The organism is Sorangium sp. So ce406 (genome assembly GCF_051474675.1).
In the GTDB taxonomy this organism is placed as follows: domain Bacteria; phylum Myxococcota_A; class Polyangia; order Polyangiales; family Polyangiaceae; genus Sorangium; species Sorangium cellulosum_G.
In genome coordinates this window covers 687,974-713,823 of record NZ_CP150340.1, presented here as the reverse complement: position 1 = coordinate 713,823, position 25,850 = coordinate 687,974, and the positions used below count along the sequence as shown (strand labels likewise).

At 72.2% G+C, this 25,850-nt stretch carries 20 protein-coding genes and 3 tRNA genes; 15 read left to right on the top strand and 8 right to left on the bottom strand.

Annotated features, from left to right (window positions below):
• Positions 1-16 precede the first annotated feature (16 nt).
• The 3 genes from WME96_RS02630 to WME96_RS02620 form a co-directional block, all read right to left on the bottom strand.
• Positions 17-89 (bottom strand) — tRNA-Gly (locus tag WME96_RS02630).
• A gap of 74 nt (positions 90-163) precedes the next feature.
• Positions 164-245, bottom strand: a tRNA-Tyr gene (locus WME96_RS02625).
• 81 nt (positions 246-326) lie between these two features.
• Positions 327-399, bottom strand: a tRNA-Thr gene (locus tag WME96_RS02620).
• A gap of 693 nt (positions 400-1,092) precedes the next feature.
• Between WME96_RS02620 and WME96_RS02615 the strand changes: the two genes are divergently transcribed.
• On the top strand, positions 1,093-2,889 hold the full coding sequence (locus tag WME96_RS02615; RefSeq protein WP_437288607.1) for a protein kinase domain-containing protein: 1,797 nt from the start codon (positions 1,093-1,095) through the stop codon (positions 2,887-2,889).
• 686 nt (positions 2,890-3,575) lie between these two features.
• Here WME96_RS02615 and WME96_RS02610 read toward each other — a convergent pair.
• Positions 3,576-5,072, bottom strand: a complete 1,497-nt coding sequence (locus tag WME96_RS02610) for an MXAN_5187 C-terminal domain-containing protein (RefSeq protein WP_437288606.1) — start codon at positions 5,070-5,072, stop codon at positions 3,576-3,578.
• 5 nt (positions 5,073-5,077) lie between these two features.
• Complete coding sequence (locus tag WME96_RS02605) at positions 5,078-5,830, bottom strand: hypothetical protein (protein ID WP_437288605.1); 753 nt, start codon at positions 5,828-5,830, stop codon at positions 5,078-5,080.
• A 209-nt stretch (positions 5,831-6,039) separates the two neighbouring features.
• On the opposite strand from WME96_RS02605, the gene WME96_RS02600 reads away from it, so the two are divergent.
• A complete protein-coding gene (locus WME96_RS02600; protein ID WP_437288604.1) occupies positions 6,040-7,533 on the top strand; it encodes a prolipoprotein diacylglyceryl transferase in 1,494 nt (497 codons plus the stop codon).
• A 3-nt stretch (positions 7,534-7,536) separates the two neighbouring features.
• Positions 7,537-8,226, top strand: a complete 690-nt coding sequence (gene hisIE / locus WME96_RS02595; RefSeq protein ID WP_437288603.1) for a bifunctional phosphoribosyl-AMP cyclohydrolase/phosphoribosyl-ATP diphosphatase HisIE — start codon at positions 7,537-7,539, stop codon at positions 8,224-8,226.
• Positions 8,227-8,245: 19 nt separating this feature from the next.
• Here the strand turns inward: hisIE and WME96_RS02590 are convergent, their stop codons facing one another.
• Positions 8,246-8,785: a hypothetical protein gene (locus tag WME96_RS02590; RefSeq protein ID WP_437288602.1), complete on the bottom strand. Its 540-nt coding sequence runs from the start codon at positions 8,783-8,785 to the stop codon at positions 8,246-8,248.
• 198 nt (positions 8,786-8,983) lie between these two features.
• Here WME96_RS02590 and WME96_RS02585 point away from each other — a divergent pair, with 198 nt between their 5' ends.
• From WME96_RS02585 to WME96_RS02560, 6 genes are all read left to right on the top strand, one after another.
• Positions 8,984-9,790: a hypothetical protein gene (locus tag WME96_RS02585; RefSeq protein WP_437288601.1), complete on the top strand. Its 807-nt coding sequence runs from the start codon at positions 8,984-8,986 to the stop codon at positions 9,788-9,790.
• A 93-nt stretch (positions 9,791-9,883) separates the two neighbouring features.
• Entirely contained in the window at positions 9,884-11,446 is a 1,563-nt protein-coding gene (locus WME96_RS02580) for a BamA/TamA family outer membrane protein (RefSeq protein WP_437288600.1), read from the top strand.
• On the top strand, positions 11,443-12,318 hold the full coding sequence (locus WME96_RS02575; protein WP_437288599.1) for a hypothetical protein: 876 nt from the start codon (positions 11,443-11,445) through the stop codon (positions 12,316-12,318). Before WME96_RS02580 ends, WME96_RS02575 begins: the two co-directional genes overlap by 4 nt.
• 100 nt (positions 12,319-12,418) lie before the next feature.
• On the top strand, positions 12,419-13,042 hold the full coding sequence (locus WME96_RS02570) for a precorrin-2 dehydrogenase/sirohydrochlorin ferrochelatase family protein (RefSeq protein ID WP_437288598.1): 624 nt from the start codon (positions 12,419-12,421) through the stop codon (positions 13,040-13,042).
• 205 nt (positions 13,043-13,247) lie between these two features.
• On the top strand, positions 13,248-14,474 hold the full coding sequence (locus WME96_RS02565) for a PEGA domain-containing protein (protein ID WP_437288597.1): 1,227 nt from the start codon (positions 13,248-13,250) through the stop codon (positions 14,472-14,474).
• A gap of 10 nt (positions 14,475-14,484) precedes the next feature.
• Complete coding sequence (locus tag WME96_RS02560; protein ID WP_437288596.1) at positions 14,485-15,453, top strand: hypothetical protein; 969 nt, start codon at positions 14,485-14,487, stop codon at positions 15,451-15,453.
• Between the two features lie 95 nt (positions 15,454-15,548).
• On the opposite strand, the gene hflX is transcribed toward WME96_RS02560, so the two are convergent.
• On the bottom strand, positions 15,549-17,423 hold the full coding sequence (hflX, locus tag WME96_RS02555) for a GTPase HflX (RefSeq protein ID WP_437288595.1): 1,875 nt from the start codon (positions 17,421-17,423) through the stop codon (positions 15,549-15,551).
• A 269-nt stretch (positions 17,424-17,692) separates the two neighbouring features.
• Here hflX and WME96_RS02550 point away from each other — a divergent pair, with 269 nt between their 5' ends.
• The 6 genes from WME96_RS02550 to thiL all read left to right on the top strand — a co-directional run bounded on the left by WME96_RS02550 (position 17,693) and on the right by thiL (position 24,908).
• Positions 17,693-18,700 carry a homoserine kinase gene (locus tag WME96_RS02550; RefSeq protein WP_437288594.1) on the top strand — a complete coding sequence of 336 codons (1,008 nt, stop codon included), beginning with the start codon at positions 17,693-17,695 and terminating at the stop codon, positions 18,698-18,700.
• A gap of 159 nt (positions 18,701-18,859) precedes the next feature.
• Entirely contained in the window at positions 18,860-19,753 is an 894-nt protein-coding gene (locus WME96_RS02545; RefSeq protein ID WP_061619741.1) for a M48 family metallopeptidase, read from the top strand.
• Positions 19,754-19,803: 50 nt separating this feature from the next.
• Positions 19,804-21,621 carry a dynamin family protein gene (locus WME96_RS02540; RefSeq protein ID WP_437288593.1) on the top strand — a complete coding sequence of 606 codons (1,818 nt, stop codon included), beginning with the start codon at positions 19,804-19,806 and terminating at the stop codon, positions 21,619-21,621.
• A gap of 109 nt (positions 21,622-21,730) precedes the next feature.
• On the top strand, positions 21,731-22,435 hold the full coding sequence (locus WME96_RS02535) for a GTP-binding protein (RefSeq protein WP_061619739.1): 705 nt from the start codon (positions 21,731-21,733) through the stop codon (positions 22,433-22,435).
• Positions 22,432-23,922, top strand: coding sequence for a sensor histidine kinase (locus tag WME96_RS02530; RefSeq protein WP_437288592.1), 1,491 nt, complete (start codon positions 22,432-22,434; stop codon positions 23,920-23,922). The genes WME96_RS02535 and WME96_RS02530 overlap by 4 nt, the downstream gene beginning before the upstream one ends.
• The gene (gene thiL, locus WME96_RS02525) at positions 23,919-24,908 is read left to right on the top strand and encodes a thiamine-phosphate kinase (RefSeq protein WP_437288591.1); all 990 of its coding nucleotides are present in this window, start codon (positions 23,919-23,921) and stop codon (positions 24,906-24,908) included. The genes WME96_RS02530 and thiL overlap by 4 nt, the downstream gene beginning before the upstream one ends.
• A 127-nt stretch (positions 24,909-25,035) precedes the next feature.
• Here thiL and WME96_RS02520 read toward each other — a convergent pair whose 3' ends face one another.
• Positions 25,036-25,824: a hypothetical protein gene (locus WME96_RS02520; protein WP_437288590.1), complete on the bottom strand. Its 789-nt coding sequence runs from the start codon at positions 25,822-25,824 to the stop codon at positions 25,036-25,038.
• Positions 25,825-25,850 lie beyond the last annotated feature (26 nt).

The following is a 25,850-nucleotide window of genomic DNA, read 5'->3' as shown; positions in this document are numbered from 1 at the left end:
AAACGACCGACCACAGAGCGGGCGACCGGGTTCGAACCGGCGACGTTCAGCTTGGAAGGCTGACGCTCTACCAACTGAGCTACGCCCGCAGGCGCCCGCCGGGAGTGGTCCCGGCGGATGTGTATCTTGGTCGGATCGCTGTCGGAGCGAAAGACCGCCCCGGTGGAGGGTGATGGATTCGAACCATCGTAGGCATTGCCGGCAGATTTACAGTCTGCTCCCTTTGGCCGCTCGGGCAACCCTCCAGAATTTTTCTACTATCCGATCTTACCGGATCCTGTCCCTGCCGTGACCTCCAGAACCGTCGACCTGCTGCCTTGCATCGGAGCTGGCGAGGGGACTTGAACCCCTAACCCCCTGCTTACAAGGCAGGTGCTCTACCGATTGAGCTACGCCAGCGACATCGACCCGCTGCTCGCCCCCGAGGCGCCGGGAGGCGTGCGTGCTGACCTAGCGAACTGTCCCAAGACCGATCACTTCTCTACGAGCAATCTACTCCCGGCCCTGCTGGACCGTCTGCCTGCGCCGTTCGGAGTGTGCCGACCGGGCTGGACCGCAGCGAGGTGAAGCCGTTGGTGCCGCTCACATCGCTCCGAAGGTAGACGAGTCCCGCGAAGGGAGGAGGCTCTTAGCCCCCTGCAAGAGACGTGTCAAGCGGTGTGCATCGTTTTCGTCCGTTTCGCTGGAATCCGCGGCGGAAGCGCGGTCCGTCGCGTCGGGCGACGGGAGCGTCCGCCCCGTCCGGCGGCGCGTATCTCGCTCGAGTGCTGCCCGCTTTCAAGATGAACGTCGCACGTTCGGCGAAACCTTCGTCGAATCTCGCGTCGCATCGCGCGCCGATCCGCGCGCTCCCGCGCCGTCCAATCGTGCGCGGCGAGGCCCACGCCGCAGCGGCTGACCCGGCCCGCGACGGCGCGCGGCGCTGCCCCAGGCGCGCCGCGCGCCGTCGCGGCGGCACCGTGAGAGCTCCCTTGCGCTCGGCGCGCGGCTGCTGCGATCCTGCCCCGCGCACCTTCGCCCGGGCGCGCAGCTAGCCGCAGCCCGAGACGACGGGCGCGTCTCGTCATGCTTCGGGGGTAGAGGTTCGATCGCATGGACTGTCCCGCTTGCCATCAGCCAAACATCGATGGGGCGCGCTTCTGCGCCACGTGCGGCGCGCTCCTCCCTGTCGCGCCGGTGGAAGCAGATCCGCTCATCGGCACGATCGTCGGCGGCCGGTTCCGGATCGTCGGGGTGCTCGGCGAGGGCGGGATGGGCCGCGTCTACAACGGCGAGCAGCCGATGGGGACGTCGGTGCGGAAGGTCGCCGTCAAGACGCTGCTCTCGCAGCACGCGAAGGACCCGCAGGTGGTCGCGCGCTTCATGCGGGAGTGCGGCACGGTCAGCGAGCTCGAGCACCCGAACACGATCAAGGTCTACGACTTCGGTCAGACGAACACCGGGGAGCTCTACATCGCGATGGAGCTCCTCAACGGGCAGTCGCTCGAGGAGGCGCTCGAGAGGGGCGGCGCGCTCTCTCCCGAGCGGGTCGATCGCATCGTCGCGCAGGCGTGCGGGTCGCTCCAGGAGGCGCACGAGAAGGGGATCGTCCACCGCGATCTGAAGCCCGCCAACATCTTCTTGACCAGGCGCGCCGGCGAGGAGGACTACGTCAAGGTCCTCGACTTCGGCATCGCCAAGCGCGACGACCGCAGCGCCAAGGCCGAGCAGAAGCTGACGCAGCAGGGGATGGTGCTCGGCACGCCGCCGTACATGAGCCCCGAGCAGTTCACGGGAACGGAGCTCGACGCGAGGAGCGACATCTACTCGCTCGGCGTGCTGACCTACGAGATGCTCACCGGGCGCCTGCCGTTCGAGGCCGACACGCCGTGGGCGTGGGCGACGCAGCACATGACGGCGCAGCCGTTCCCGTTCGAGGCCGTGCCGATGGGCGCCGCGGCGCCGCCGAAGATGAAGGCCGCCGTCATGAGGGCCCTCAGCAAGAAGCGCGAGGACCGCCAGCAGTCGGCGCGGGAGTTCTACGAGGAGCTCACGATCGGCGCAGGGCCCCGCCTCTCGGTGCTCGGGGCGGCGCCGCGCACCCAGGTCGGCCTCGAGGCCCCGACCAGCGGGACCGCGCTGATGCCGTCGCGCTCGGGTCAGACCCAGATCGGCGAGCCGCTCTTCGTCGCGGGACCGCCCACGGGGGCTGGCAGGACCGTCGTCAACCCCCAGGCCGGCCATCATGCGGCCACCGTGATGGATCAGGCGGCGATGCCCTCGGGCGCGGTACCGGCGCACCCGCCCGTGCACACGGGCAGCGGCCAGGTGTTCCCCGCGCCGCCCCCGCCCGCGCAGAAGAACAAGACCGCCCCGATCCTCGCGGCCGTCGCGGCCGCCGCGGTGCTCGGCGTCGTGGGCATCGTCATGATGACGAGGGGGGGCAGCGGGAATGCGACCGACGAGAGCGCCTCGAACCTGATCCCGCTGCCGAGCGCGCCGTCGGTCACCGTGACCTCGGACCCCACCGTGGCCGTGCCGACGAGCGAGCCCTCCGCCCCCGAGCCCCCGCCCGATAAGGAAGAGCCCGTCAAGGCGTCCCCGGGCGAAGGTCCGAAGGGCACGCCGACGGCGACCGCCGGGCCCAAGGCCGCGCCCGCCGGTAACGAGAAGGCCGAACAGGAGTGCAGGGCCGCGATCAACCTGGCGAACGGCGGCAACACGGACCTCGCGGTGAAGCGCTACGCGGGCTGCGACGGACCCAGGAAGGCCGAGGCGCGATCCGCGATCGGCGCGAGCGCCAAGCGAGCCGTGGCGTCCAAGGGATGTGGGGCCAAGTCCCACGCGCTGGCCGCCGCGCGGATCGGGGCGAGCGAAGCGATGTCCCAGCTACCGGCGCGCTGCCAGTGACGACGTAACGTCGTGAGCAGCTGGGTACAACGCCCAGGGGGCCCCAGCTGTTCCATGCTTGCCTTGACGCCCGATTTTGACAGGTGCTAGATCCCGCCCTGAGGTTCTGAAAGCTCATTGGACGCCGCACCCTGGCTTGTTAGGTCGGCTCTTGACTTTGGAACATGGGGGAGAAGGTCGCTCACGGGAAATGGGCAGTAAGATTCGTCTGGCCGCGCCTCGAATGACATGGCGCGACATATGTCGTTCTGAAGAGTTCGCTGGGCGATGGGTCGCCCTTGACAATGTCAGGTACGTTCAGGGCGCTCCACAGCCGGCCGAGGCCGACGTTGTGGACGCCGATGACGACCTGGCCGACTTATGCGCGAGGATGCGCGAAGCCGACCGCACGGCTTGCGCGATCCTCTTCGTCGAGGACGAGGGCGCGGTCCCCTCGCGGGTCCAGCGCCTGCCGCAGCTCTGGCGTCGCGTCGCACATCACTGACCCGCCAGAACATCGCCACCCACCCAGCCACCCGACGTAGCGAGCTCCTTTTGGAGGAGTGCAGCGAGCCGAGCGTTGCGCGGCGAGCTCAGCCTCCTGGCGCTCGCGGCGTCGGATTCTGTCTGTGTGTCATCACGCTGCGACGCCGGCCTTGGCCGGTCGCGTCCGCGCCGGCTGATGGCGTCGGCCCTTCGGCTGCCGGTTACTTGAGGATCGGCTTCAGCAGCGTCTTGCCGTCCTTGACGACGACGTCGTAGTCGACGGACCTGGCCGGGTTCGTCGCGCGCAGCTTCGCGGCCTGCGCGCGGAGGCTCTCGGCCAGGCGCTCGTAGGTGACGCCGGCCGTCGACTCGCGCGCCGCGCGCTTGGTCTCGACGTACTTCGCGTAGATCTGACGCAGCCGCTGCTCCGGCAGATCGTCGTCGCGCGCGGCAGGCCGCTGCGGGGGCGGCGCGGGTCGCGCGCGCACGCCAGCCTCGAGGCCCGCGCGCGCGGCCTCCGGGGGGCGCGACGACGCGCGCTGCGCCGCATGCCGAGCTCCGCTCGTCGTGCCGGCGTCCGCGGCGGGCGGCACGGTGGAGCGACGGCGCCGGGTCGACGGCGGGCGGTCCGAGTGCACGCGCTCCTGCCGCCTCGCGCCAGCGCCCGTCGCCGCGGGCGCCACGGCGGGGGCGGCCGCTGGCGTTGGCGCGGGAGGGGCCGGCGCAGGTCTGACGAGGGGCGGCGGCGCTCGCTTCGGCGGGGGCGGGGGTTCAGGCGCGGCGTCCGCCTGGAGGACCGGCGGTGCGGCCGCGACCTTCCTCGCGTCGCCGGCCGGGCCGCTCTGCGCGCGCTGGGCGCGCATCTCCGCCGCGAGCTCGGCCAGCCGCTGACGGCTCGTGGTGCCCGCCGCCGCGGGCTGGCTCCGGTCCGCTGCGGGGCGCGCGGAGGTCTTGCCGCCTGTGGGGGAGGCCTCCGCCGGCTGTGCCTCCGCGGGCTTGATTGCCGCGGACTTCTGCTGAGGCCTGGTGAGGCCGAGACCACGAGGCAACCCTCCGAGCGGGGCGGGCTTCACGGCGGCCGTGGCCTGGGGTGGAGCAGGCGGCACGAGCGCGACGAGCGGGCGTACCTGCGGGCCTGCGGGCGCGGCGCTCGACGCCTCCGGCGCGCTCGGCTGCGCGGGGGCGTCGCGCAGAGCGGCGCCCTCGGCGGCGAGCGCTTGCTTTCGCGCCGGCGGCGCGGGGGGCAAGGGCGGAGGCGCCAGCGTGACCGCCTCGTCGTCGACGTCTATCTCCTCGTGATCCTCGGCGTCATCGCCGCGGCGGGGCGCCTCGCGCGCCGTCGCCTGCTGCTCGGCGAGGCCCGCGTAGCGCTCCGCCCGCTTGCGCCCGACGATCGTGAGCGCTTCCTTCGCCCCGACCCGCTTCGCTGCGCGGATGACGTCGCGGCGGTACGTCCCGTTCTCGATCTCGCGCGCGATGCGGCCCCAGTACTGCTGGAACGTGTTGTAGCGCTGGAGCAGCATCTGGAACTTGAACCGGAGCCCGGTGTTCCTGATCTGCTCGCGCCGCATCACCCAGATACGGCGATCGACGTCCTTCCGGGGGATGAGCGGCTCCAGCCGCTCGATCCCCATGAAGTACTGCTCGTACAGCGCGCGCAGCCGCTCGATGCGCGTCTCCAGCTCCTCAAGCTCCCGCTCGACCTCGCTCGATTCCATCGCGGCTAGAGGGGCGTGATCCGCAGGTTGTCGAAGCAGACCGGCGCGTCCCATTCGTTGAAGCCCAGGTGCTCGTGCCCCGGTCCGGAGAGCGGCTCGGGATCGCTGAGCTCCAGGTACTCGACGCCGTTCACCGACCAGGAGAGCGTCTTTCCGTCGTGGCGCTCGATCCGGAAGCGGTACGGCTGCCCCGGCGCGACCGGGCGCGCTCGCTCGTCATCGCTGTCCGGATCGACGTCGATCTCCAGTCGATCGTCGCCGTGCTCGTCGAGCCGGGCGAGCACGTGCTTCGTGTTCTTCCACCCGCCGAGGATCACGAGGTAGCTCGTCGCGTTCGTGTAGCTCGCCGCCGTCGCACCGCTCCGTCCATCTCCCCAGAGCTCCGCCTTCAGATCGCCGTCGGGGGCCTCGGCGATGGCGTCGAACTCGATCCGCGCGTTCTCCGGCAGCGGCCGCTTCAGCCACACGCCGCGGTTCCTCGCCGCACGCGCGCAGAGCCGCCCTTCCTCGATCTTCCACCTGGGGCTGAGCGCGTTCCAGTCGGGGCCAAGCGCCGACCGGTTGAAGTCGTCCTCGAACACGCCCGCACCCCTCGCGCCCTGAACCGCCCCCACCGCCGCGGTGGACGCCGACGTCGCGACCGCCCCGGCCGGCCGCGCGCTCGCGTCGCCTGTGGCCGGCCCTTCGGGGACGCACGACGCGCTCGAGAGCAGCCCGGGGACTGCGAAGACGCTGACGGCGGCACGGCCAGAGAGCACGGAATCGATGCTAGCAGCGGCGCGCGCGGACTTCGAGGGCCGCTCGCGGACGTCATCGTCAGGAGGGGGACGACGCTGCGCTGTCAGCCCGGGCGCATCGCGTTCGCCCGATGCGGCCGGACAAGCGTCTACGAGCGCCTTGGCCCGCTGCGTCATGACCGAGAGACGGCGCTTGATGGTGCCCAATCCCAGGCGTAAGGAGAGGCGCCATGCATCCCATCCTGTTTCGCGTCCCGCTGCCCGTGTGGACCGTGCCCCTGCTCTGGGTCTTCCTGATCGCTGCGGGCATCGCTTTCGCGGGCGCGATCGGGCTGTTCCTCGCGAAGAACAAACAGGCCGCAGCCGCGGCGGGCATCGCGGGCGTCGCGCTCGCCGCCCTCGCCTCCCAGTTCAAGGGGCAGACCTACACCCTGGGTCCGCTGCCCATCTACAGCTACGGCGTCATGCTCGGCCTCTCGCTCGTCGTGGGCTGGTACCTGACGCTCGGGCTCGCGGAGCGCGACGGCCTGCCGAAGGAGACGATGGCCAACTGCTACGTCGTCACCGCGCTCGCAGCGGTCGTCGGCTCGCGCGTTCTCTACATCCTCACGAACCTCGACGAGTTCGACTCGCTCGGCGCGATGTTCGACATCCGCCGCGGCGGGCTCGTGGCGTACGGCGGGTTCCTGGGCGGCTTCGTCGGCTCCTACCTGTTCCTGCGCTCTCATCGCATCCCGCTGCTCCCGTGGGCCGACGTCGCCGTCCCGAGCCTCGCCTCGGGGCTCATGATCACGCGCATCGGATGCTACCTCTTCGGCTGCGATTTCGGCCGGCCGCTCGGCGAGACGGCGCCGGCCTGGCTCAAGAAGCTCGGCACCTTCCCGCACTGGCCCGAGGGCACGCTGGACCACGGCAGCGGGTCCCCGGCGTGGGTGCAGCACGTCAAGGAGCGCGGGCTGGATCCGACCGCCGAGGCGTCGCTCGCCGTGCACCCGACGCAGATCTACGAGGCGCTCGTCGGCGCGGGGCTGCTCACGCTCCTGCTCCTCGCGCGAAGGCGGCAGAAGTTCCGCGGAGAGATCTTCCTCCTGTTCACGTTCTCGTACGGCGTCTGCCGCTACCTGCTCGAGCTCCTGCGCGATGACGCGGAGCGCGGCTCGATCCCGCCCTCGCTGCCGGAGCACGTGCTGCTCCCCGCCGGCCTCATCATCTTCGCCGTGGGGTACACGATCGGGTTCTCCCACGTCGTCCGCGACAGCGTGGCGCGGAAGGTGACGCAGGCGCTCGCCTTCCTCCCGGCGATCGCCCTGTACGTGGTCCTCAAGCCCGAGACGTTCGGCGCGTCCGCGACGATCCAGTATTCGACCTCCCAGGCCGTCGCGCTGGCGACCGGGCTGGCCGCGTCGATCGCGTTCGCGATCTACTACAAGGCCGCCCTCGACCACCCGGAGCAGGCGATGGCGCTCAACCTCCCGGACAGCCCCGCCGCCGCCGCGGACAGGGCCGCAGACGACGAGGACGAGGACGAGGACGAGGACGAGGACGACGAGCCGGGCGACGACGAGGACGAGGACGACAAGGCGGGCGAGAAGCGAAGCTCGCCGGCGAAGGCCAGCGACAAGCCGTCGCGGGTCAAGCGCGGCAGCGCGAAGGATGAGGGCCGGGCGACGGCCCGCGAACGCGGCGCCGCCGCCGAGGCGCCCGACACCACCGGAGAGGCATAGGCTGTGAAGATCGCATTCGGAGAGGGCAAGCTCATACCGGCCGTCGTGCAGGATCGGCTCACAGGACAGGTCCGGATGCTCGCGTACATGACGCGGGAGTCGCTCGCCCGGACGCTGGAGACGGGGCGCGCGACCTTCTTCAGCCGGTCGCGCGGCGAGCTCTGGGAGAAGGGGGCGACGAGCGGCAACACGCTGGCGGTGACGAGCGTCCACGCCGACTGCGATGGGGACGCGCTCCTGATCCTCGCCGAGCCCCGCGGCCCGACATGCCACACGGGGAGCCCGAGCTGCTTCTTCCGGCAGGTCGACGCCCGCGGCGACGGCGAGCCGGAGGCCGCCGACGAGGGGCAGGACGCGACCGCGCTTCTCGAGGCGCTCGAGCGGGAGATCGAGGCGCGCAAGGCGTCCTCGGCGACGAAGAGCTACACCCGGAAGCTGCTCGACGGCGGCGCGCCGCTCATCGGCGCGAAGCTCCGCGAGGAGGCCGGCGAGCTCGCGCAGGCGATCGCCGGGGAGACCGAGGAGCGCGTGGCGTCCGAAGCGGCCGATGTGATCTACCACCTCCTGGTCGGCCTCGCGTCGCGCGGCGTCCCGCTGCGCGCGGTCCTCTCGGCGCTCGCGTCGCGCATGGGCACGAGCGGCCTCGTCGAGAAGGCGCAGCGCGCGCAGAAGCGGACGTCGGAGGAGCCGTGACCGGCCGCGAGCCGCCGCTTCAGCGCGTCGGCTCGTGCTCCGCGCAGCGCTGGAAACAGTCGGTGAGCCGCCGAGAGCTGTCGGACCGCACCTCGTCACAGCTCGCGTCGGCATAGCAGGCGAGCCTGCACCGCGATGCGCCCTCGCACGCGTCGGCTCCGAGCGCCGCGCCCCGACACTCCCAGTTCCGCTGCACGCCTCGCTCGCACAGGGGGCCGAGCACAGGCACCCTGACGCCGCACACCACCAGCGCCTGCTGCTCGCGCTCACAGCTCGTGGGCTCGGTGGCGTCCCTGTCCGCCGCGCATTTCAGGCTCGCGCTGACGCAACGCGCGAGGCCGTCCGCCGCCTCTGGGCAGCCCCTCCGCTCGGCGCTCTGGACGGTGTCATCCATGCTGTCCAGGCACTCCTCGTACTCGGCGGCGCTGCACCGCCAGCAGTCGCAGAGCCCGTCGCAGACCGAGGAGGCTGTGTCCCTGCAGCCGGGGCTGCCGAGCAGGAGCCCCCCGATCGCCGTGGCGCCGACGAGAGCGAGGCCACCGACGGCGATGCGTCTCACATGTCGAGGGTATCGACCGTGAGCAGCTGGCGCAATCCGTCCGCCGCCGTCCGACAGGCCGCGACCGCACGCCGGCCGCCAGGTGCTCGCCGCGCGCCTGGACGGAGCGCTTCGGCGGCCGCCGCGGCGCTGCGCGCTGTGCGGCGACGGTCGCGCCGGCGTGCTTCGCGCCGGCGAGGGATGGGCTATCCTGGATGCGTGAGCCCGTTCCGTGAGCCGCCCGGCATCGAGCTCGGCCCGCTGGAGGTCGGCCTCGGGCGCGCGGCGCGGCGAGCCATGGTGGGCCTCATCCCGAGCGGCGGCCGGCTGATCGCGCCCGACAGCTACGCGCGGATCCTCCAGGGCGAAGGCGAGCGGTGGCGCGGCCGGTCGCATGCGGCAGGCGCGCTCGGTTCGCTGGGGCTCTTGCTGGTCGCCGGCTGCGCCTTCGTCGCGGCGACCGGCGGCTGGGAGCTGCGCGGCGCCGGCGCCACCGCCGCGACGGTGGCGCTCGTCATCGCCGGAGGGCTCTCGCTGGCCGCGGTGCTGCACGCCGTCGACGCGCCGCGCGCGCGGCTCACCGTGCGCGGCGCCGTGGTCGGCAGGGCCGCGCGGCGCGCGCTCCGCAGGGCATTGCGCCTCGCGCGCCACGCGGCGCGCGCGCCGGAGCAGTTCGGCCCGCGCCGCGTCGCCGCGCTGCGCAGGACGCTGACCCTGCTCGCGGATCCGCTCATCGCTGACTGGATCCCCGCGGACGTGCGCGGACGCGCGGAGCTCCTCCTCGCCCGCGCCATCGCCGCGAGCGTCGGCGCGCGCTGGACGCGCGACGCCAGGGTCCGGACCGAGGTCCAGGGGCTGCTGCTCGCAGCGGCCGATCACCTGGTCGAGCCGACACCAGCCCGGCTGGACCTGCGCGTGCTGGCGGAGCACACCGACGCCGCGCGCGCGGTCGAGCCCGATGCGGTCGAGCCCGACGCGGCCGATCCCTGCGGCGAGGGGATCGATCGTGCTACGGTGTGCCGCTGAGATCTCCGGAGGCTCTGGCGGTGTCGCGGAGCTCCGGCGGCTCCTTGTCGATCCCGGAGTCCCTCACGCTCCCCGGCCATCCCCCTGCCCCCCGTGCTCAGCCGCGCACTCCTCGCGCTCTGTAGCGCGCTGCTCGTAGGGTCGTGCCCAGGGCGCGCCTTCGGGCAACGCGCCGGGACCGCCGCCGGCGCTGCGTCCCCGGCGGCGGCGCAGCGGCCTCACGCGGCCGCGCGCCTCCACGCAACCGGGCTGTCCGCCGGCGCGGCCCTCCAGGCGAGGCATCGTGTCCGGTACGTCCTCGATGGGGTCGAGATCCGCGGGAACGCGCGGACCGCCGCGCGCGTGCTCCTCCGCTACGTCAGGTTCCGCGCGGGGGACGTGCTCGACGTCGAGGATCCGGAGATCGAGCTCACCCGTTATCGCCTCCTCGGGACCGGGTTCTTCGCCTCGGTCGGGCTCTCGCTCCGCAAAGGGGTCGAGCGCGGCAGCGCGACGCTCGTGATCGACGTGGTCGAGCGCAACACGTTCGTCGTCCAGGACCTCTGGCTGGGCATCGCGGCCGACGAGGACACGGCCGGCAACGCGCGGCCGCTCTCCGCGTTCACGGGCGTGCAGGTCGCCGAGACCAACCTCGCCGGCACGGGCATCACGCTCGGCGCCGGCGTCGGGCTCGCCGCGGACCAGCTCGCGCTGAGGACCCGCTTCGTCGACCCCGCGTTCGTCGGGACCCGCTGGTCGGCCGCGGTGACCTTGCTCTACAACGACGCCCGCGACTTCTTCGGCAACCGGGACGTCTCGTTCGAGTCCCCGCTGCTCGAGCAGCGCGAAGTCACGGGCTACGCCGTCGTCGCCTACAAGCGGTTCGGCGCGACGCTCGGCACGGGTCACGACGTCTCCTCGTCCTGGCAGCTCTCGCTCGACTACCACCTGGAGCAGATCGACGCGACCGTGCCCACGGTCGCGTCGCACATGCGCGGCGACAGCCGCGAGCCCATCGATTTCGACATCCTGAGCGGCAGGACGGTGCTCTCGTCGCTGCGCGCCGCGATCGACCACGACACGCGCGACGCGCCCTTCCTGACGACGCAGGGCACGCTCGCCTCCGTCGCGGTCACGGTGGGGGTGCCGCCGCTCGGCAGCGATTACGGCTACCAGAAGTTCGAGTTCGGCGCGCAACGGTGGTTCCGCCTGCCGCTGCGGCACGTGCTCCGCGTCGAGGCGTTCGCCGGCGCGGTCGCGGGGGACGCGCCGTTCTTCGAGAAGTTCTATGTCGGCGACCTCACCGACCTCTTGCCGGATCGGCTGCTCGACCTCGCTCCAGATCGGCGGCAGCCGCCGAACTTCCTCAGCACCGACATCATCGAGGTCCGGTACGGCGACTTCGCCGCGAAGATCGAGGCGGAGTACCGCATCCCGGTCTATGCCGGACGCGGCTCCATCTACGGCGTCGATCTCTTCGCCGCCGCGGGCCTGTACGGGCTCGCGACCCGCCGCGAGTTCACCGACGCGCCGACCGGGTACGAGGGCTTCTCCCGCGTGCCCGTGGACATCACCTACAACCTCGGTCTGCGGGTCGACACGGCGGTCGGCGGCGTGACGCTCGCCTTCTCGAACCTGCTCGGGATGATCCCGGCGCGGCGCGGTGAGCGGAAATGACCTGCTCGGACGCCGGCCGCGGGCCGAGACGCGCGGCGCGCGGCGCGCGGCGCGCGGCGGAAATCCGGCGGCGCGCGCGGCGAGCGCTCGCGGCGCTCAGATGGCGCGCGGCGCGGTGGCTCGAGGTGGCGCTGCTCGCGGCGCTCTGCCTCGGCGCGCGCCGGTCCCTGGCCCAGGAGCGGCCCGGCGCGGCGGAGGGCCGGCAGCCGTCGAAGGAGATCGCGGACGCCGACGCGCAGCAGGCGCTCGGCGCGCCGGCCGCGCTGCCCACGCGGGCGGCGAGCCTGACGCTCGACCGGACGATCGTGCAGCTCACCGTGAGCTTCCGCGACGTCGTCGACGGCGAGATCTCGAAGAAGCTGCTCAGCGGGCTCCCCACCGTCATCACGATGCGCGGCTACCTCTTCCACGAGAGCGGGGGCACCCCGCTGGCGCTCGCCGCCAAGAGCTGCCGCGTCGTCTATGATCTCTGGGACGAGGTGTTCCGGATCCAGCTCGTCCAGGCGGGAGGTCAGTCGAGCACGGTCGCGGTCAACGTCGAGGGCGTGCTCCGCAACTGCGCCGAGGCGCGGAGGCTGCCGCTCGCGGAGCGCTCCCTGCTCCGTGACGGCAGCCGCTATTTCGTCGCCGTGCTCGTCGAGGTGAACCCCATGAGCGCCGAGATGCTCGACCGCATCAAGCGCTGGGTCACCCGCCCGCCCGGCTCCACCGCGATCGGGCCTGGCGACTCGCTGTTCGGCTCCTTCGTCGGCCTGTTTGTGACCCGCATCGGGAACGCCGACCGGAAGCTCGCATTCCGAACGCAGCCGTTCCTTCCCCCGGCCCCCCCGCCGCCCCAGAGCCCGCCGCCCCAGAGCCCGCCCAGCCGTTGACCCGCCCGCGGCGCGGACGGGCAGCGAGCTCGCCGCGGTCCTCCGCCTCCCCCGCCGGGCGTCGTGCCGATCGACGAGCGCTGCGCGGACGCTCGCGTTCGTGTCTACTCCCTTCATGCGCCTCTTCCCCATCGCGCTCGATCTCAACGGCCGGCGGGCCCTCGTCATCGGCGGCGACGGCGAGGCGCCGTACACCGTGGAGCGGCTCCTCGCCGCCGGCGCCCGCGTCTCGGTCGTCGCGCCAGGGCAGGTCGACGGGGCGATCGAGCGAGCCAGCCGGGAGGGGTTGCTCGAGCTGCACCGGCGCGCGTACGTCGACGACGATCTCGCCGGCGCGGCGATCGTGTTCCTCGCCCCGGGCGACGACGCGCTCTCGCGGCGCCTCCACCGCGAGCTCACGGACGCCGGGCGCCTCGTCTGCACGCTCGACCGTCCGGAGGTATCGAATTTCGTCAATCCCTCGGTCGTCGCCGCCCCCGGACTGACCATGAGCTTCAGCAGCCATGGCGTCAGCCCGGGAACGATACGGCGCATCCGGGAGGACCTCAGCGCGCTGTTCTCGGATCCTCGGTTCGCGCGCTACATCGAGGCGCTCCGGCGGCTCCGCGAGAGCCTCCCTCGGGGCGCCGAGCGGACCGCGCGCATGCGCAAGGCGACCCTGGGCTTTGGCGTCGAGGCGAGGCTTCGCTTCCCTGCATGGCTGGAGCGAGGCGACGAGCCTTGATGTCCTGAGGCGCCGCGGGCGAACCCGGCACCACGCGCGCCACGAACCGTCAATTCGAGGGCGCGCGCGACCAAATGAACGCGAAAACCCTTGTGTAGAGCGGCCTTCAAGGCTTAAGTGGGCGCCCACGCGACACTATCCGCGGAGGAGGGCTTACGGTATGCGTTCACGATCGGGCCGGCTGACGATGTTGACCTCGGCGGCAATGGTCTCTGGGCTCCTGACGCTGACGAACGTCAGCCCGGCATCCGCGCAGACGGATGCCAAGCCGGCGGCGCCGCCGGCGGCCAAGCCGGCCGCGCAGGCGCCCGCCGGGGCCGCACCGACGATGGCCCCGGCAAAGCCCGCCGCCCCCGCGGCGCAGGCGGCCCCCACCGCGCCGGCTGCGCCCGCGACCGGGACGACGCCGCCCGCGGCCGGCACGCCCGCGGCCGCGGCCCCGGCGAAGGCCGCGGAGCCCGCGGCCACGGTGACCACCACGAAGCCGAAGAAGCCGCTGACCGAGAAGCAGAAGAAGGACGAGGCGAAGAAGCTCTACAAGGAGGCCGAGACCAGGTTCGACAAGGGCGAGTACGCCGTCGCGGCCGACCTCTACCGCCAGGCCGACGAGCACGTCCCCGGCGCCGCGCCGAAGTACAAGCTCGCCCTCTCGCTCGACAAGCAGGGGCTCGCGGCCGAGGCGGTCGCGGCGTGGCAGTCGTTCCTCGACTCGAAGCCGGACGCCGAGAAGTTCAAGGACAAGATCACCGAGGCGCAGGGGCGCATCGATGCGCTGAAGAAGACGCCGGCGAAGGTGCGCGTGGCGACCACGCCGGAGACGCCGCAGGGCCTCAAGATCGCGATCGACGGTGTGGCGCAGACGGGCAACGAGCTCTCGGTGCCGCCCGGCAAGCACACGCTGACCGTCTCGGCCGAGGGGTTCGCGGACGCGAGCCAGGAGATCGAGGTCAGCTTCGCCGAGGCGCGCGACGTCAGCGTCACGCTGACGCCGCAGGCGCCGCCGCCGGTCGCCGCGACGCCGGCGCAGCCCCCGGCCCCGCCGCCGGCCACCACCCCGCCGCCGGCCCAGCCGCCGCCGCCCGCGGCGCCCGTCGAGCCGCGCTCTCCGGTGCCGGCCTACGTCACGCTCGGCCTCGCCGGCGCTGGCGTCGTGGTCGGGACGATCTTCGGCATCCAGGCGCTCAGCGCGAAGAGCGACTTCGACAAGGATCCGACGACGAAGACGGCGGACCGCGTCGACCGCAACGCGCTCATCGCGGACATGTCCTTCGCCGTAGCGCTCACGTTCGGCGTCACCGGGGCGGTCCTGCTCCTCAGCGACGACACGTCGGCCGAGACGAAGACCGCGGCTTCGAGCATGAAGAAGAAGGCGTTCGTCGCTCCGTTCGTCAGCCCGACCGGCGGCGGCGCCGCTGCGCGGTTTACCTTCTAAGGGGACTACTATGTGGAAGAACCAGCACCTTCTCGCGATGGCGCTCTGCGCCGGCGCGATCTCGATTCTCGGGATGGGCTGCGAGCTCATCGCCACGGTCGATCGTTCGCGCATCCCGGGGGACGAAGGCGTCACCGATCCCTGTGCTGACGGCACGAAGAACGGCGAGGAGACCGACGTCGACTGCGGCGGCCCCACCTGCCCGCAGTGCGCGACGGCCAAGGCGTGCGCGGAGGCGGACGACTGCACGAGCGGCTTCTGCGCGGACAGCGTCTGCTGCGACACCGCCTGCGACGAGGACTGCGACTCCTGTACCGCGGAGCTCAAGGAGTCGGGCGACGAGAGCGGCACGTGCGGCCCCACCAAGGCCGACGCGGCGTGCGGCGAGGCGACGTGCTCCGACGGCGTCGAGACGGGCCGCGGCACCTGCGACGGGACGAGCGTGGAGTGCGGGCCCGGCGAGGAGAAGGACTGCGAGACGTTCGCCTGCGATCCGGAGGAGAACGCGTGCTTCACCGAGTGCACGGAGGATGCGCACTGCACGCTCTGTCATGTCTGCGGTGAGGAGGGCGAGTGCGTGCTGGCCGAAGCGGGCACGACGGGCCGGGGCTGCGAGGCGGACCAGGCGTGCGACGCCACGGGCGCGTGCAAGGCCGCGAACGGTCAGGAGTGCACGGAAGCGGCGCCGTGCGCGAGCGGTAGCTGCGTCGACGGCGTCTGCTGCGACACCGGGTGCGACTCGGCGTGCCAGGCCTGCAACATCGAGGGCTCGGAGGGCACGTGCTCGAACGTCGCGGCCGGCGGCGAGGACGGGGCGGACTGCAGCGGCGCCAACGTCTGCAACGGCGAGGGCGCCTGCGGGCTGGCGCCTACCGAGGCGTGCACCGCCGACGAGGAGTGCGCGAGCGGCAACTGCCTTAGCATCTTCGTCTGCGACGAGTTCCCGGCCGAGGGAGGAGAGGGAGGGGGGGAGCCCTGACCTCCCCCTGAGCGACCGCCGGGCTCGCTCGGAGCCCGGCGGAGCTCCCCTCCCGACCTGCGCTGCCACGGCTCCACAGGGAGCCCGGCCGACGCTCACACCTCGAACGTACCCCTCACGCGCGAGCCGACACCTTCGGCGCTGGAACCCGAAGGCGGACCGAGCACCGTCATCGACTCGGCCTCGCCGTCGAACAATCCGCCGTCATCCAGCTCGCCGTCCACAACCTCCGCCTCGTAGGCGGGCACCGTCGCGGCCTCTTCCCAGCGGCTCTTCAGCCGATCCGCCAGCTTGGCGAGCAGCTCCCGCGTCGTCTCCCTGTCGGTCGCGGACAGGAGCACCGCGTCGGGATGACCGAGGAGCAGCCGCCGCCCCTCCTCCGGCGCGATGAGGTCCGCCTTGTTGAACACGAGGATGCGGGGGATGCTGATGAGGTCGAGCTCGGTCAGCAGCGCCTCGGTCGTCTCGATGTGCTGGTCGCGCGCGGGATCGCTCGCGTCCACGACGTGGAGCAGGAGGTCGGCGTCGGCGGCCTCCTCGAACGTCGCCCGGAAGGCGGCGAACAGATCCTTCGGGAGCTCGCGGATGAAGCCGACGGTGTCGGTGATCACCACCTCGCGCTCCTCGGGGAAGCGCAGCCGACGCGAGCGCGTGTCGAGCGTCGCGAACAGCTTGTTCTCCGCGAGCACGTCGGCGCCGGTCAGCGTGTTGAGCAGCGTGCTCTTGCCGGCGTTCGTGTAGCCCACGATCGAGACGACCGGCACGCCGAGCCGGGCGCGGCGGCGGCGGCGCTGCTCGCGCTGCCGGGAGAGCCGCTTGAGCTGCCCCTCCAGGAAGGAGACGCGCTCCTTCGCGCGGCGTCGCCCGATCTCGAGCTTCGTCTCGCCAGGACCGCGCCCGCCGATGCCGCCGGTCAGGCGTGACAGCGAGTCGTCCTTCTGCCCGAGTCGAGGGAGCGTGTACTTGAGCTGGGCCAGCTCGACCTGGAGCTTGCCGTCCGACGACTCGGCCCGCTGGGCGAAGATGTCGAGGATGAGCTGCGTCCGGTCGAGCACCTTGAGGTCGGTGTGCTTCGCGATCGCCGACGCCTGCGACGGGGTGAGATCCCGGTCGAAGACGAGCGTCTCCGCGTCGAGCTCCGAGGCCCGCAGCACGACCTCATCCAGCTTGCCCCTGCCGAGCACGAGCCGCGGGTCGATGCGGTCGCGGAGCTGGAGCACCGTGTCCGCGACGTCGACGCCCGCGGTCCCGGCGAGCTCGGTCAGCTCGCGCAGGCTCTCCTCGGCCCGCGCGAGCGCGCCCACCTTCGATTTCTCGGCGACGTGGACGAGGATCGCCCGACCGTCCTTGGCCGCGACCGACCGCGTGCGCGACCGCTTCGTGAACTCGTCCTCGAGCGCCTGGATGAGCGCGCCGAAATCGACGTCGACGCGGCCGACCGCGACGGGGCCCACGGTCCGGTACGGCAGCTCCGCCTGCCGACGGCCGTCGCCGTCGCCGTCGTCCGCGGCGCCCTCCACGGTGACCGTGACCTCGTCCTTCCCGTGGACCGGCACGTTGTACGCGTACTGGATCGTCCGCGGCTCGCCCTGCGGGGTGAGCTGCACGGCCGCGACCAGGTCGAGCCGGAGGCGGACGAGGTCGACGAGGTCGTCTCGCGTGAGCGGCTCGTTGAAGAGGTGCGTGTGGACGAGCCGGAGCGCCCTGAAGCGCCCCTGCGCAGCGCGGAGGCGCCCGATGTCCGGCAGCATCAGCCGGGTCGCGTCGCCGACGACGACGTAGTCGATCTCGCCGGAGCGGTGGACGAGCGCGCCCACCTGGCGCCCTGTCTCATGCGACGCCTCGGCGAGCGCCTTGATGAGCTCGGGTGTGGCGATGGTGGCGAGCGGGACCTTGCGGCGGTAGATGCGCTCGAGGGTCTTGGTAGCTAGGGGGCTGAGTCCGGTGGTGTTTCCGTAGAGTGTGGGCATTCGATAGCGGAAGGGTATGTTGCTCCCACTCATTCATAATGCACCCGGGTCCGGTCCGCGAGCAGGGCCCCTGCAGATCGTGGCGCGGAGCCTCCATTTTCTCGCTGCGCGTCGCCGTCGCCCATCCGTCGCCCATCCGTTTGCCGCCGTTTCCCCCAACCCTCCTCGCCTGCTCGGCGCGCCCCAGATTGCCGGCGGTCGCCCGTGTTCCCTGGTAGCCACCAACTTCCTGTGGAGGCGCCGCGCGCGCCGAGGCTACCCTGCGCGCGATGGCTATCCTGACCCCGCTCTCGCTCGCGGATGCCCGCCGCATCGGCGCGCTCTACGGCCTGGAGATCGCCGACGTGCGCGGCCTCCTCGCCGGGAGCGTGAACTCCAACTTCGCGCTGACGCTCGCCGACGGCCGCGGTCAGGTGTTCCTGCGCGTGTACGAGGAGCAGCAGCTCGCCGCGGCCTCCCGCGAAGCGCGCATGCTGGAACACCTCGCGGCCGGAGGCGTCGCCACGCCGCAGCCGCTCCGGCGCCGGGACAGGGGGCCCGGATCGGAGGGCGCCGCGTTCATCGCGGAGCACGCAGGGAAGCCCGTCGCGCTGTTCCCGTGGGTCGTCGGCGATTCGCTGTGCCAGGCGCGCGTCACGCCGGACGCGACCCGTCGCGTCGGCTCGGCGCTGGCGCGGGTGCACCTCATCGGCGCCTCGTTCGAGGGAGCGAGCGCGAGCCGGTTCGACCTCGACGGCCTCGACCAGCGGCTCCGAGGTCTACGCGCGCACGCGGGCGCCGCGCCGGCCCTCCCGCCCGAGGTGGCTGCGGCCGTGGACGAGCTCACCGGCCGACTCGAACGGATCCGCGCCGCCACGCCGCGGACGTCCGGGCCCGAGACGCTGATCCACGGCGACCTCTTCCGCGACAACGTGCTCTGGCAGGACGGCGAGATCTCCGCCCTGCTCGATTTCGAGAGCGCCTCGCGCGGGAGCGCCGCGTTCGACCTCGCCGTCACGATGCTCGCGTGGTGCTTCGGCGACGATCTCGACCCCGCGCTCGCGGCCGCGCTCGCCGCCGGCTACACGTCGGTGCGGCCGCTCTCCGCCGAGGAGCGCGGCCGGCTCTTCCACGAGAGCCTGGTGGCCGCGCTGCGCTTCTCGATCACGCGGATCACCGACTTCGAGCTCCGCCCCAAGGGCAGCGGCGTCTACAAGGACTTCCGGCGCTTCCTCGCGCGGCAGCGGACGCTCGAGCGCCTCGGCCCGGAGGGGTTGCTCGCGCTGCTCGGCATCTGAGGCGCGTCCGAGGCGCGTCTGATGCGCCGCGCCTGATGCGCGTCCGCTCCGCCTCGAGTTCGGGTGGGAGCGAACGTCGGCCCGTGATTTTGCGTTAAGTTCGCGGCGCCGGTCGAGGGTGGCGTTGCGCGGCCGCTGCCCGACCGTTACCTTCGCCGGATGGCACAGGTCGGATCGCTCGATTTCAAGGGCTTCATCGAGAGACGGAAAGGCCAGCGCGCGGGCGGCGGCGATGGCGCTGGCAACGCGTACGCCTACGTGTCCGATAAGAACACGCGGCTCGCGTTCGAGAAGATGCGTCCGGTCGAGCTCGCCGTGACGGCCGCGGTCAGGCTGTTCAAGACGGTCGGCAAGAACGAGCTCCTCGGCCACGCCGTCAAGGTCGGGCCCGCGCAGTTCCCCCGCGTCCACAACCTCGCGGTCCACTGCGCCGAGACGCTCGGGATCGCGACCCCGACGATCTACATCGTCAACAGCCCCACCCTCAACGCCGCGACCTACGGCACGAACGACGACTCGTTCATCATGGTGCACTCGGCGCTCGTGGACCATTTCACAGACGACGAGCTGCTCAGCGTCATCGGCCACGAGTGCGGCCACATCCACAACAGCCACGTCGTCTACCTGACCGCGATGCACTACCTGACGCGGATGGCGTCGGTGTTCGTGAAGTGGATCGTCGGCCCGGCGATGCTCGCGCTCTCCGGCTGGTCGCGCCGCGCCGAGGTCACCTGCGACCGCGCCGGGCTCCTCTGCGCGAAGAGCCTCGACGTCTCGACGCGCGCGCTCACCAAGCTCGCGCTCGGCTCGACCAAGCTCTACGAGGAGCTGAACCTCGAGGCGTTCATCGCCCAGCACGACGAGGGCAAGGGCGGGATCGGCAGGTTCGCCGAGTTCACGGCGAGCCACCCCTGGCTGCCGAAGCGCGTCCTGGCGCTCCGGGCCTTCGCCGAGAGCGATCTCTACAAGCGCCACGCCGGGCTCGGCTCGGGCGGCCTCTCCATGGAGGAGGTCGACGAGAAGGTGCACGAAGTCATCAAGATCTGGGGCTGAGGGGCACCCTCCCTCGCCAGCTCCCCGACCAAGGCCGAGGTCCAACGCACATGCTCGAATCCTTCCACAGCCGCAAAGACGACGTGACCGGGGCGCTCCGGGATCTCGTGGAGTTCGCCGAGTCCCTCGGCGCCAGGAGCGTCGCCACGCGCATCACGAACGATCTCGTGAAGAAGCTCGACGCCGACCGGTTCCACCTCGTCGTGGTCGGCGAGTTCAACCACGGCAAGACGACCTTCGTGAACGCCCTGCTCGGCGCCTCGATCCTCCCCGTCGGCGTGACGCCCACCACGGCGGTCATCCACCACCTCGAGTACGCGGCCGACCCGCGCGCGGAGGTGGTCTACGCGTCGGGCGAGCGCACGTCCCTGCCCTTCGAGGACGTGCGGGCGTTCACCGTCGGGGGCGAGCGCTCGTCGAGCGCGGGCGAGGTGCAGTTCCTCGAGGTCGGCTACCCGGCCGAGCTCCTGCGCGAGCGCGTGGTCCTCGTCGACACCCCCGGGGTGAACGACCTCTCGCTCCAGCGCGCCGACATCACCTACAGCTACATCCCGCGGTCGGACGCCGTGCTGTTCCTCATCGACGCCGGCCAGCCGCTCAAGGAGAGCGAGCGGGTCTTCCTCCAGGACAAGCTGCTCGGGCAGTCGCGCGACAAGATCCTCTTCGTCGTCACGAAGCGCGACATCTGGAGCCAGGACGAGGAGGTCGAGGCGCTCGCCTACATCCGGAGCGAGCTCGGCAAGCTCGTGAAGTCCCCGGTGGTCTTCCCGATCTCGAGCGAGCGGGCGCTGGAGGGCGATCGGCCCGGCAGCGGGATGCCGGAGCTGCTCGATCACCTGACCCGGTTCCTCGCCGAGGAGCGCGGACGCATCCTCCTCGACAACGCGCTCGGCGAGGGCCTCGAGGCCGCGCGCCTGCTCGTCAAGGGCGTCGACGCGCGGCGGCGGGCGACCGCGATGTCGCGCGACGAGCTCAGCCGTCGCATCGAGATGATCGAGAAGGATCTCGCCGGCCAGTCGCGCACGATCGAGGAGCGGCGCGCGGGCATCCGCGAGGAGGTGAGCGCCATCCGGGCGTGGGTGCGCCGCGACCTCGACCGCTTCGTCGACGACGTGCTCCGGCAGCTGCCGGCGATCATCGACGAGGCCAACACCGACGAGATCAAGGTCTACCTTGGCGCCTTCCTGGAGCGCACCTTCGCCGAGTGGGCGCAGGCCGAGACGAAGGAGATCGCCACGGCGCTCGAGGCGCTCGCCGAGAAGACGATCGCGCTCGTCCGGGAGGACGCGCACGACGTGGCCAAGCGGGTCAGCGAGGCGCTCGGGGGCGACGTGAAGCCGCCGAACGTCGAGGTCGACACCTTCGGCTACGATGTCGGAGTCTTCGCGCTCTTCACGATCGGGCTCGGCGTGATGTTCACGAACGCCCTGCTCGGCGGGATCCTGGCGCTCGCCGCCCCGGTCCTGGCCGTCTACGTGAAGGAGAAGGTCGAGGCCGAGACGCGCAAGAAGGCGAAGGAGATGGCGCCCGTCGCGCTGCGCGAGGCGGCCGTCCGGATCGGGCCGAAGCTCGACGAGATGATCCAGGAGTTCGCGAGCCGGCTCGACGCGTGGGTGGTCACGGCCGGCCAGGAGCTGCACCGGGAGGTCATCGAGGTGCTCAAGGCGGCCCGTGAGGAGCGGGCGCGGGTCGAGCCGAGCAGCGAGACCCAGCTCAAGGCGTGCGACGCGCAGGCCGAGGCGCTCCAGGGGCTGACGGCGCGCCTGGAGGGGCTCCGGAGCGCGCTCTGGACTGTCGAGAACGGCGAGAGCAAGCCGATCCCCCCGCCCGTCTCCAGCGTCCCCAACGCCCCCGGCGGCTCGGCCTGAGCGCCGCGCACGCCTCCTGACACAGGGGGAGACGGCGCCCGAGCCGGGCTCCTCGTCCGCGCCGCCGTGGCCGTATCCAATCGTCCGGCGCTCATGCGAGAATGCGGCCGTGCAGCTCGATTTCGCAGCCCGTGAAGTGACGATCAAGCTCGTCTATTACGGCCCCGCGCTCAGCGGCAAGACGACGAACCTCGTCTCGCTGCACGGCCTCGCCGGGTCGGACGCTCGCGGACGGCTGATGACCCTCGAGACGCAGGACGATCGCACGCTGTTCTTCGATCTCCTGCCGCTCACCTTCCGCGCGAAGGACGGCGACGTCTCGCTCCGCATCAAGCTGTTCACCGTACCGGGGCAGCCGATGCACGCCGCCACGCGGCGGCTCGTGCTCCAGGGCGCAGACGGGGTCGCGCTGATCGCGGACTCGCAGACCTCGGAGACGCAGCGCAACGCCGAGGCGTTCTTCGATCTCCGCCAGAACCTGCGGGAGAACGGCCTCGATCTCGCGCGGATGCCGCTCGTCATCCAGTTCAACAAGCGCGACCTCCCCGACATCCGGAGCGACGAGGAGCTCGCGCGGCTCGCCGCGCGCGGCAAGGAGCCGGTGTACCGGGCGATCGCGACCCGCGGCGTGGGCACGGTGGAGACGTTCATGGGGCTGCTCCACCTCACGTGGGAGACGCTGGATCAGACGCACCAGCTCTCGAAGCGCCTGTCGATCAGCGGCGAGGAGCTCCTGAACAGCGCGGCGCGCCAGCTCGGGGTGACGGGCTCGGTGAACGACCTCCTGGCGAGGCGAATGGGCGGCAGCCCATGAAGCCCGACGCCCACAAGGGGACGCCGGCGGACTTCGGCCTCGACGACGAGGATCTCCTCAACATGCCGAGCTCCGCGCCGGTCCCGTCGGCCCGCGTCGCGGACGCGCCCAGCTCCTCGAAGCGCGACGGGGCGCCGAGCGAGCCGGAGCCCTCGACGCTGCCGCCCCCTGCGGCCGCGCCGGTGGTCGATCTGGTCGGCATCGGCCCGCTCTCGCTCGAGGATCTCGTGGATCGCCAGGCTCTCGGGGAGATGACGGCGTCGTTTCACAAGCTGTTCGGGCTGCCGATCCGGATCCAATCGACGAGCGGCGCGACCCTCGCGGAGTCCGGCGGCGAGCTCGCGGACGCGCCCTTCGCCGGCGCGCTCCACCAGGTGTTCCCGATCGAGTACGACGGCCGCACGATCGGCCGCTCGATCCTCGGCCCGTACCTGCCGGAGGACGCCGATCCCGCGGCGCAGGCCGGGGCGGCAGCGCAGGCCGACGCTCCCCGCGCGGCGGAGGGGCTCCCGCGCGTGGCGCGGCTCCGGCCAGAGCGGCTCGGCGCGATCGCGGACCACCTCCGCGCCGTCCTCGACCTGATCCTGTTCAGCGGGCACAAGTCGCTGCTCACGTCGACGATGCACGTCGCGTCGATCCGCGAGAGCTTCCGCGAGCTCTCGCAGAAGAACGCCGAGCTGCAGCAGGCGTACGAGCGGCTGAAGGAGCTCGACCGGCTCAAGTCGAACTTCCTGGCCACGGTGTCGCACGAGCTCCGGACGCCGCTCACGTCGATCATGGGCTACAGCGAGATGCTCGCCGAGGGCATCGGCGGGCCGCTGACCGGTGAGCAGCGCGAGTTCATCGAGACGATCCGGTCGAAGAGCGAGCAGCTCCTCGGGCTCATCATGAGCCTCCTGGATCTCTCGAAGCTCGAGAGCGGCACGCTCATCGTGCACCGCAGCGAGGTGGCCGTCGGCCCGGTGCTCTTCGAGGCGGCGTCGACCATCGCGCCTGCGGCCGCGAAGAAGGGGGTCGAGCTCCGGATCCAGGCCGAGACCGATCTCCCGCCGGTGCTCGGGGACGGCGACAGGCTGCGGCAGGTGTTCATCAACCTCGTCGAGAACGCGGTGAAGTTCACCGAGCCGGGCGGCGAGGTGATGCTCGTCGCGCGCGCCGTCAGCGACGACATGGACGACCTGCCCGGGCTGGTGCTCGTCGCGCCGCTCCAGCAGGCGGTCGAGATCCGCGTCGTGGACACGGGCGTCGGCATCCCTCCAGGCGAGCGCTTGAAGGTGTTCGACCCGTTCTACCAGATCGATCAGAGCTCGACGCGGGAGCACGGCGGCACGGGCCTCGGTCTCTCGATCGTCAAGCGCCTGGTCGAGGCGCACAGCGGCACGGTGCGCATCGAGCCGAACGAGCCGCGCGGCACCGTGTTCGTGGTCAAGCTGCCCACGGTCGCGGGCTCGCCGGCGAACAGCGTCGTGCCGCCCATCTTCCAATGACCGCGCGCTCCGAGTGGAAGCGCATCGAGATGCTGCGCGCCGTGCTCGGGGCCGCGGCCGGCGAGCACGTGCTCTGCGGCATCGGCGACGACGCAGCGATCCTCGCGCCCGCGGCGCCGCCGGGCGGGGCGCTGGCCGGCGCCGCGGAGCCGCTCGTCTGGACGGTGGACAGCGCGGTCGAGGGCGTTCATTTCCGGCGCGATCTGATGAGCTTCGAGGATCTCGGCTACCGGGCGACGATGGCCGCGGCGAGCGATCTCGCGGCGATGGGAGCGCGCCCCGTCGGCCTGCTCGCCGCGCTGGTGCTGCCCCTCGACGTGAGCGACGACGAGCTCGGCGCCCTCGCCGGCGGCCAGCGCGCCGCGTGCGACGAGATCGGCACGGCGATCATCGGGGGGAACCTCTCCCGGGGCGGCGAGATCTCGATCACGACGACGGCGCTCGGCGTCGCGGCCACGCCGCTCCGGCGCGACGGCGCGCGGCCCGGCGACGCGCTCGCGCTGGCGGGCCCGGTCGGCCTCGCCGCGGCGGGCTTCGCGCTGCTCGACCGCGGCATGTCGCCGGCCGGCGCGGCGGCCGAGCGGGCGATCCGGGCGTTTCGCCGACCGGCTGCGCGCATCGACGCGGGCCTCCGCGCCTCCGCGGTCGCGCGCGCGGCGATCGACATCTCCGACGGCCTCGCCGCCGATCTGGCGCACCTCGCGCGCGCGAGCGGCGTGCGCGTGCTGCTCGATCCTGCGGCGCTCGTGAGCGCCGACCTGCGCGACGCCGCCGCGTTGCTCGGCGCGGATGCGCTGGAGCTCGCGCTGCACGGCGGTGAGGACTACGCGGTCGCGGTCGCGGGCCCCGACGTCGGATCGCTCCCGGGCTTCGTGGCGATCGGCCGCTGCGCGCCGCGCGAGGAGGGCGCGAGCGACGTGGCGCTGCTCGGGCCGGAGGGGCAGGTGACGAGCGTCGCGGCGCGGGGGTACGACCACTTCGCCTGAAGGCGCGGGGAGAGCCTCGTGCGACCGCGCCTTACGCCCCGGTCATTGCCTCCGCGACCCGGGCGACCGCGCCCGGCGCCCTGGCCTCGCGATCGCGCGAGCATGACCTGGCGGCGCGCCGCGGCGCTCACCCGTTCTCGGGCGCGGATCCCCTGCGCCTCGCCGGCGCGACGCTGGTTGCATCCGCCGACGACGCGTCGGCCTCGGTCAGCCCGGACCGGCGCGACGACGGGCGCACCTGGTTCGCCAGGGCTGCGTGGCCTGCCAGCCGGAAGAGCCCTCCCAGGAACGTCGCGATGCGGCCGAACCGCTCGTCGAACAGCGCGATGGCCGTGCTCTTGGCCATCCGCGTCGCCTCGGCCTCGCGCGCCTCGCGCGCCACGTCCTTCAGGTGGCTGAGGAGCGCGTCTCGCCGGCGCTCGATCCGGAGCACCGCGTCGTCGACGTCCCAGCGAACCCCGTCGCGGCGCGGCGTCGGCAGCTCCTTGCTGCTGAGCGCGCGCGTCACCTCGCCGGCGAAGCGCTCGAGCTGCACCGGATCGTGCGGCGTGGCCTCGGCGAAGCCGAGCTGCGCGAGCGCTGCGGCGCCGTACAGGCTGGTGAGCCAGTCGCGGAGGTCCGTGAGCTCGTCGTGGAGCTCGTGGGCGACCTCGTCGCGGCCCTCCCGCGGCGGTCCATCGTCGGCGAGCTCGTCCGCGAGGGCCTCATCGGCCGTCACCATCCGCTCGCGCGCATCGGCGAGGGCGCGGGTGACGAGGTGCGCGAGGAGAGCGATGTTCGGCATCTTCTCTCCCTTGTGGAGGTAGGGAGAGAGCAGCGCCTCGATCTCCGTGGCGATCCGGTCCGCGTGGGTTTCCCCCGCTGCGATGACCGAGCTGGCGCTCTTCTGACGATCGGTAACCCGCTTGGAGGGCATGGCAGGCTCCTGGCGCGGCCTCCGGC

Bases quoted from the DNA above. Each gene is read 5' to 3' on its own strand.
- WME96_RS02615 (WP_437288607.1), top strand. From the start codon at position 1,093: ATGGACTGTCCCGCTTGCCATCAGCCAAACATCGATGGGGCGCGCTTC.
- WME96_RS02610 (WP_437288606.1), bottom strand. From the start codon at position 5,072: ATGGAATCGAGCGAGGTCGAGCGGGAGCTTGAGGAGCTGGAGACGCGC.
- WME96_RS02600 (WP_437288604.1), top strand. From the start codon at position 6,040: ATGCATCCCATCCTGTTTCGCGTCCCGCTGCCCGTGTGGACCGTGCCC.
- WME96_RS02575 (WP_437288599.1), top strand. From the start codon at position 11,443: ATGACCTGCTCGGACGCCGGCCGCGGGCCGAGACGCGCGGCGCGCGGC.
- WME96_RS02565 (WP_437288597.1), top strand. From the start codon at position 13,248: ATGGTCTCTGGGCTCCTGACGCTGACGAACGTCAGCCCGGCATCCGCG.
- WME96_RS02560 (WP_437288596.1), top strand. From the start codon at position 14,485: ATGTGGAAGAACCAGCACCTTCTCGCGATGGCGCTCTGCGCCGGCGCG.
- hflX (WP_437288595.1), bottom strand. From the start codon at position 17,423: ATGCCCACACTCTACGGAAACACCACCGGACTCAGCCCCCTAGCTACC.
- WME96_RS02550 (WP_437288594.1), top strand. From the start codon at position 17,693: ATGGCTATCCTGACCCCGCTCTCGCTCGCGGATGCCCGCCGCATCGGC.
- WME96_RS02545 (WP_061619741.1), top strand. From the start codon at position 18,860: ATGGCACAGGTCGGATCGCTCGATTTCAAGGGCTTCATCGAGAGACGG.
- WME96_RS02540 (WP_437288593.1), top strand. From the start codon at position 19,804: ATGCTCGAATCCTTCCACAGCCGCAAAGACGACGTGACCGGGGCGCTC.
- WME96_RS02530 (WP_437288592.1), top strand. From the start codon at position 22,432: ATGAAGCCCGACGCCCACAAGGGGACGCCGGCGGACTTCGGCCTCGAC.
- thiL (WP_437288591.1), top strand. From the start codon at position 23,919: ATGACCGCGCGCTCCGAGTGGAAGCGCATCGAGATGCTGCGCGCCGTG.
- WME96_RS02520 (WP_437288590.1), bottom strand. From the start codon at position 25,824: ATGCCCTCCAAGCGGGTTACCGATCGTCAGAAGAGCGCCAGCTCGGTC.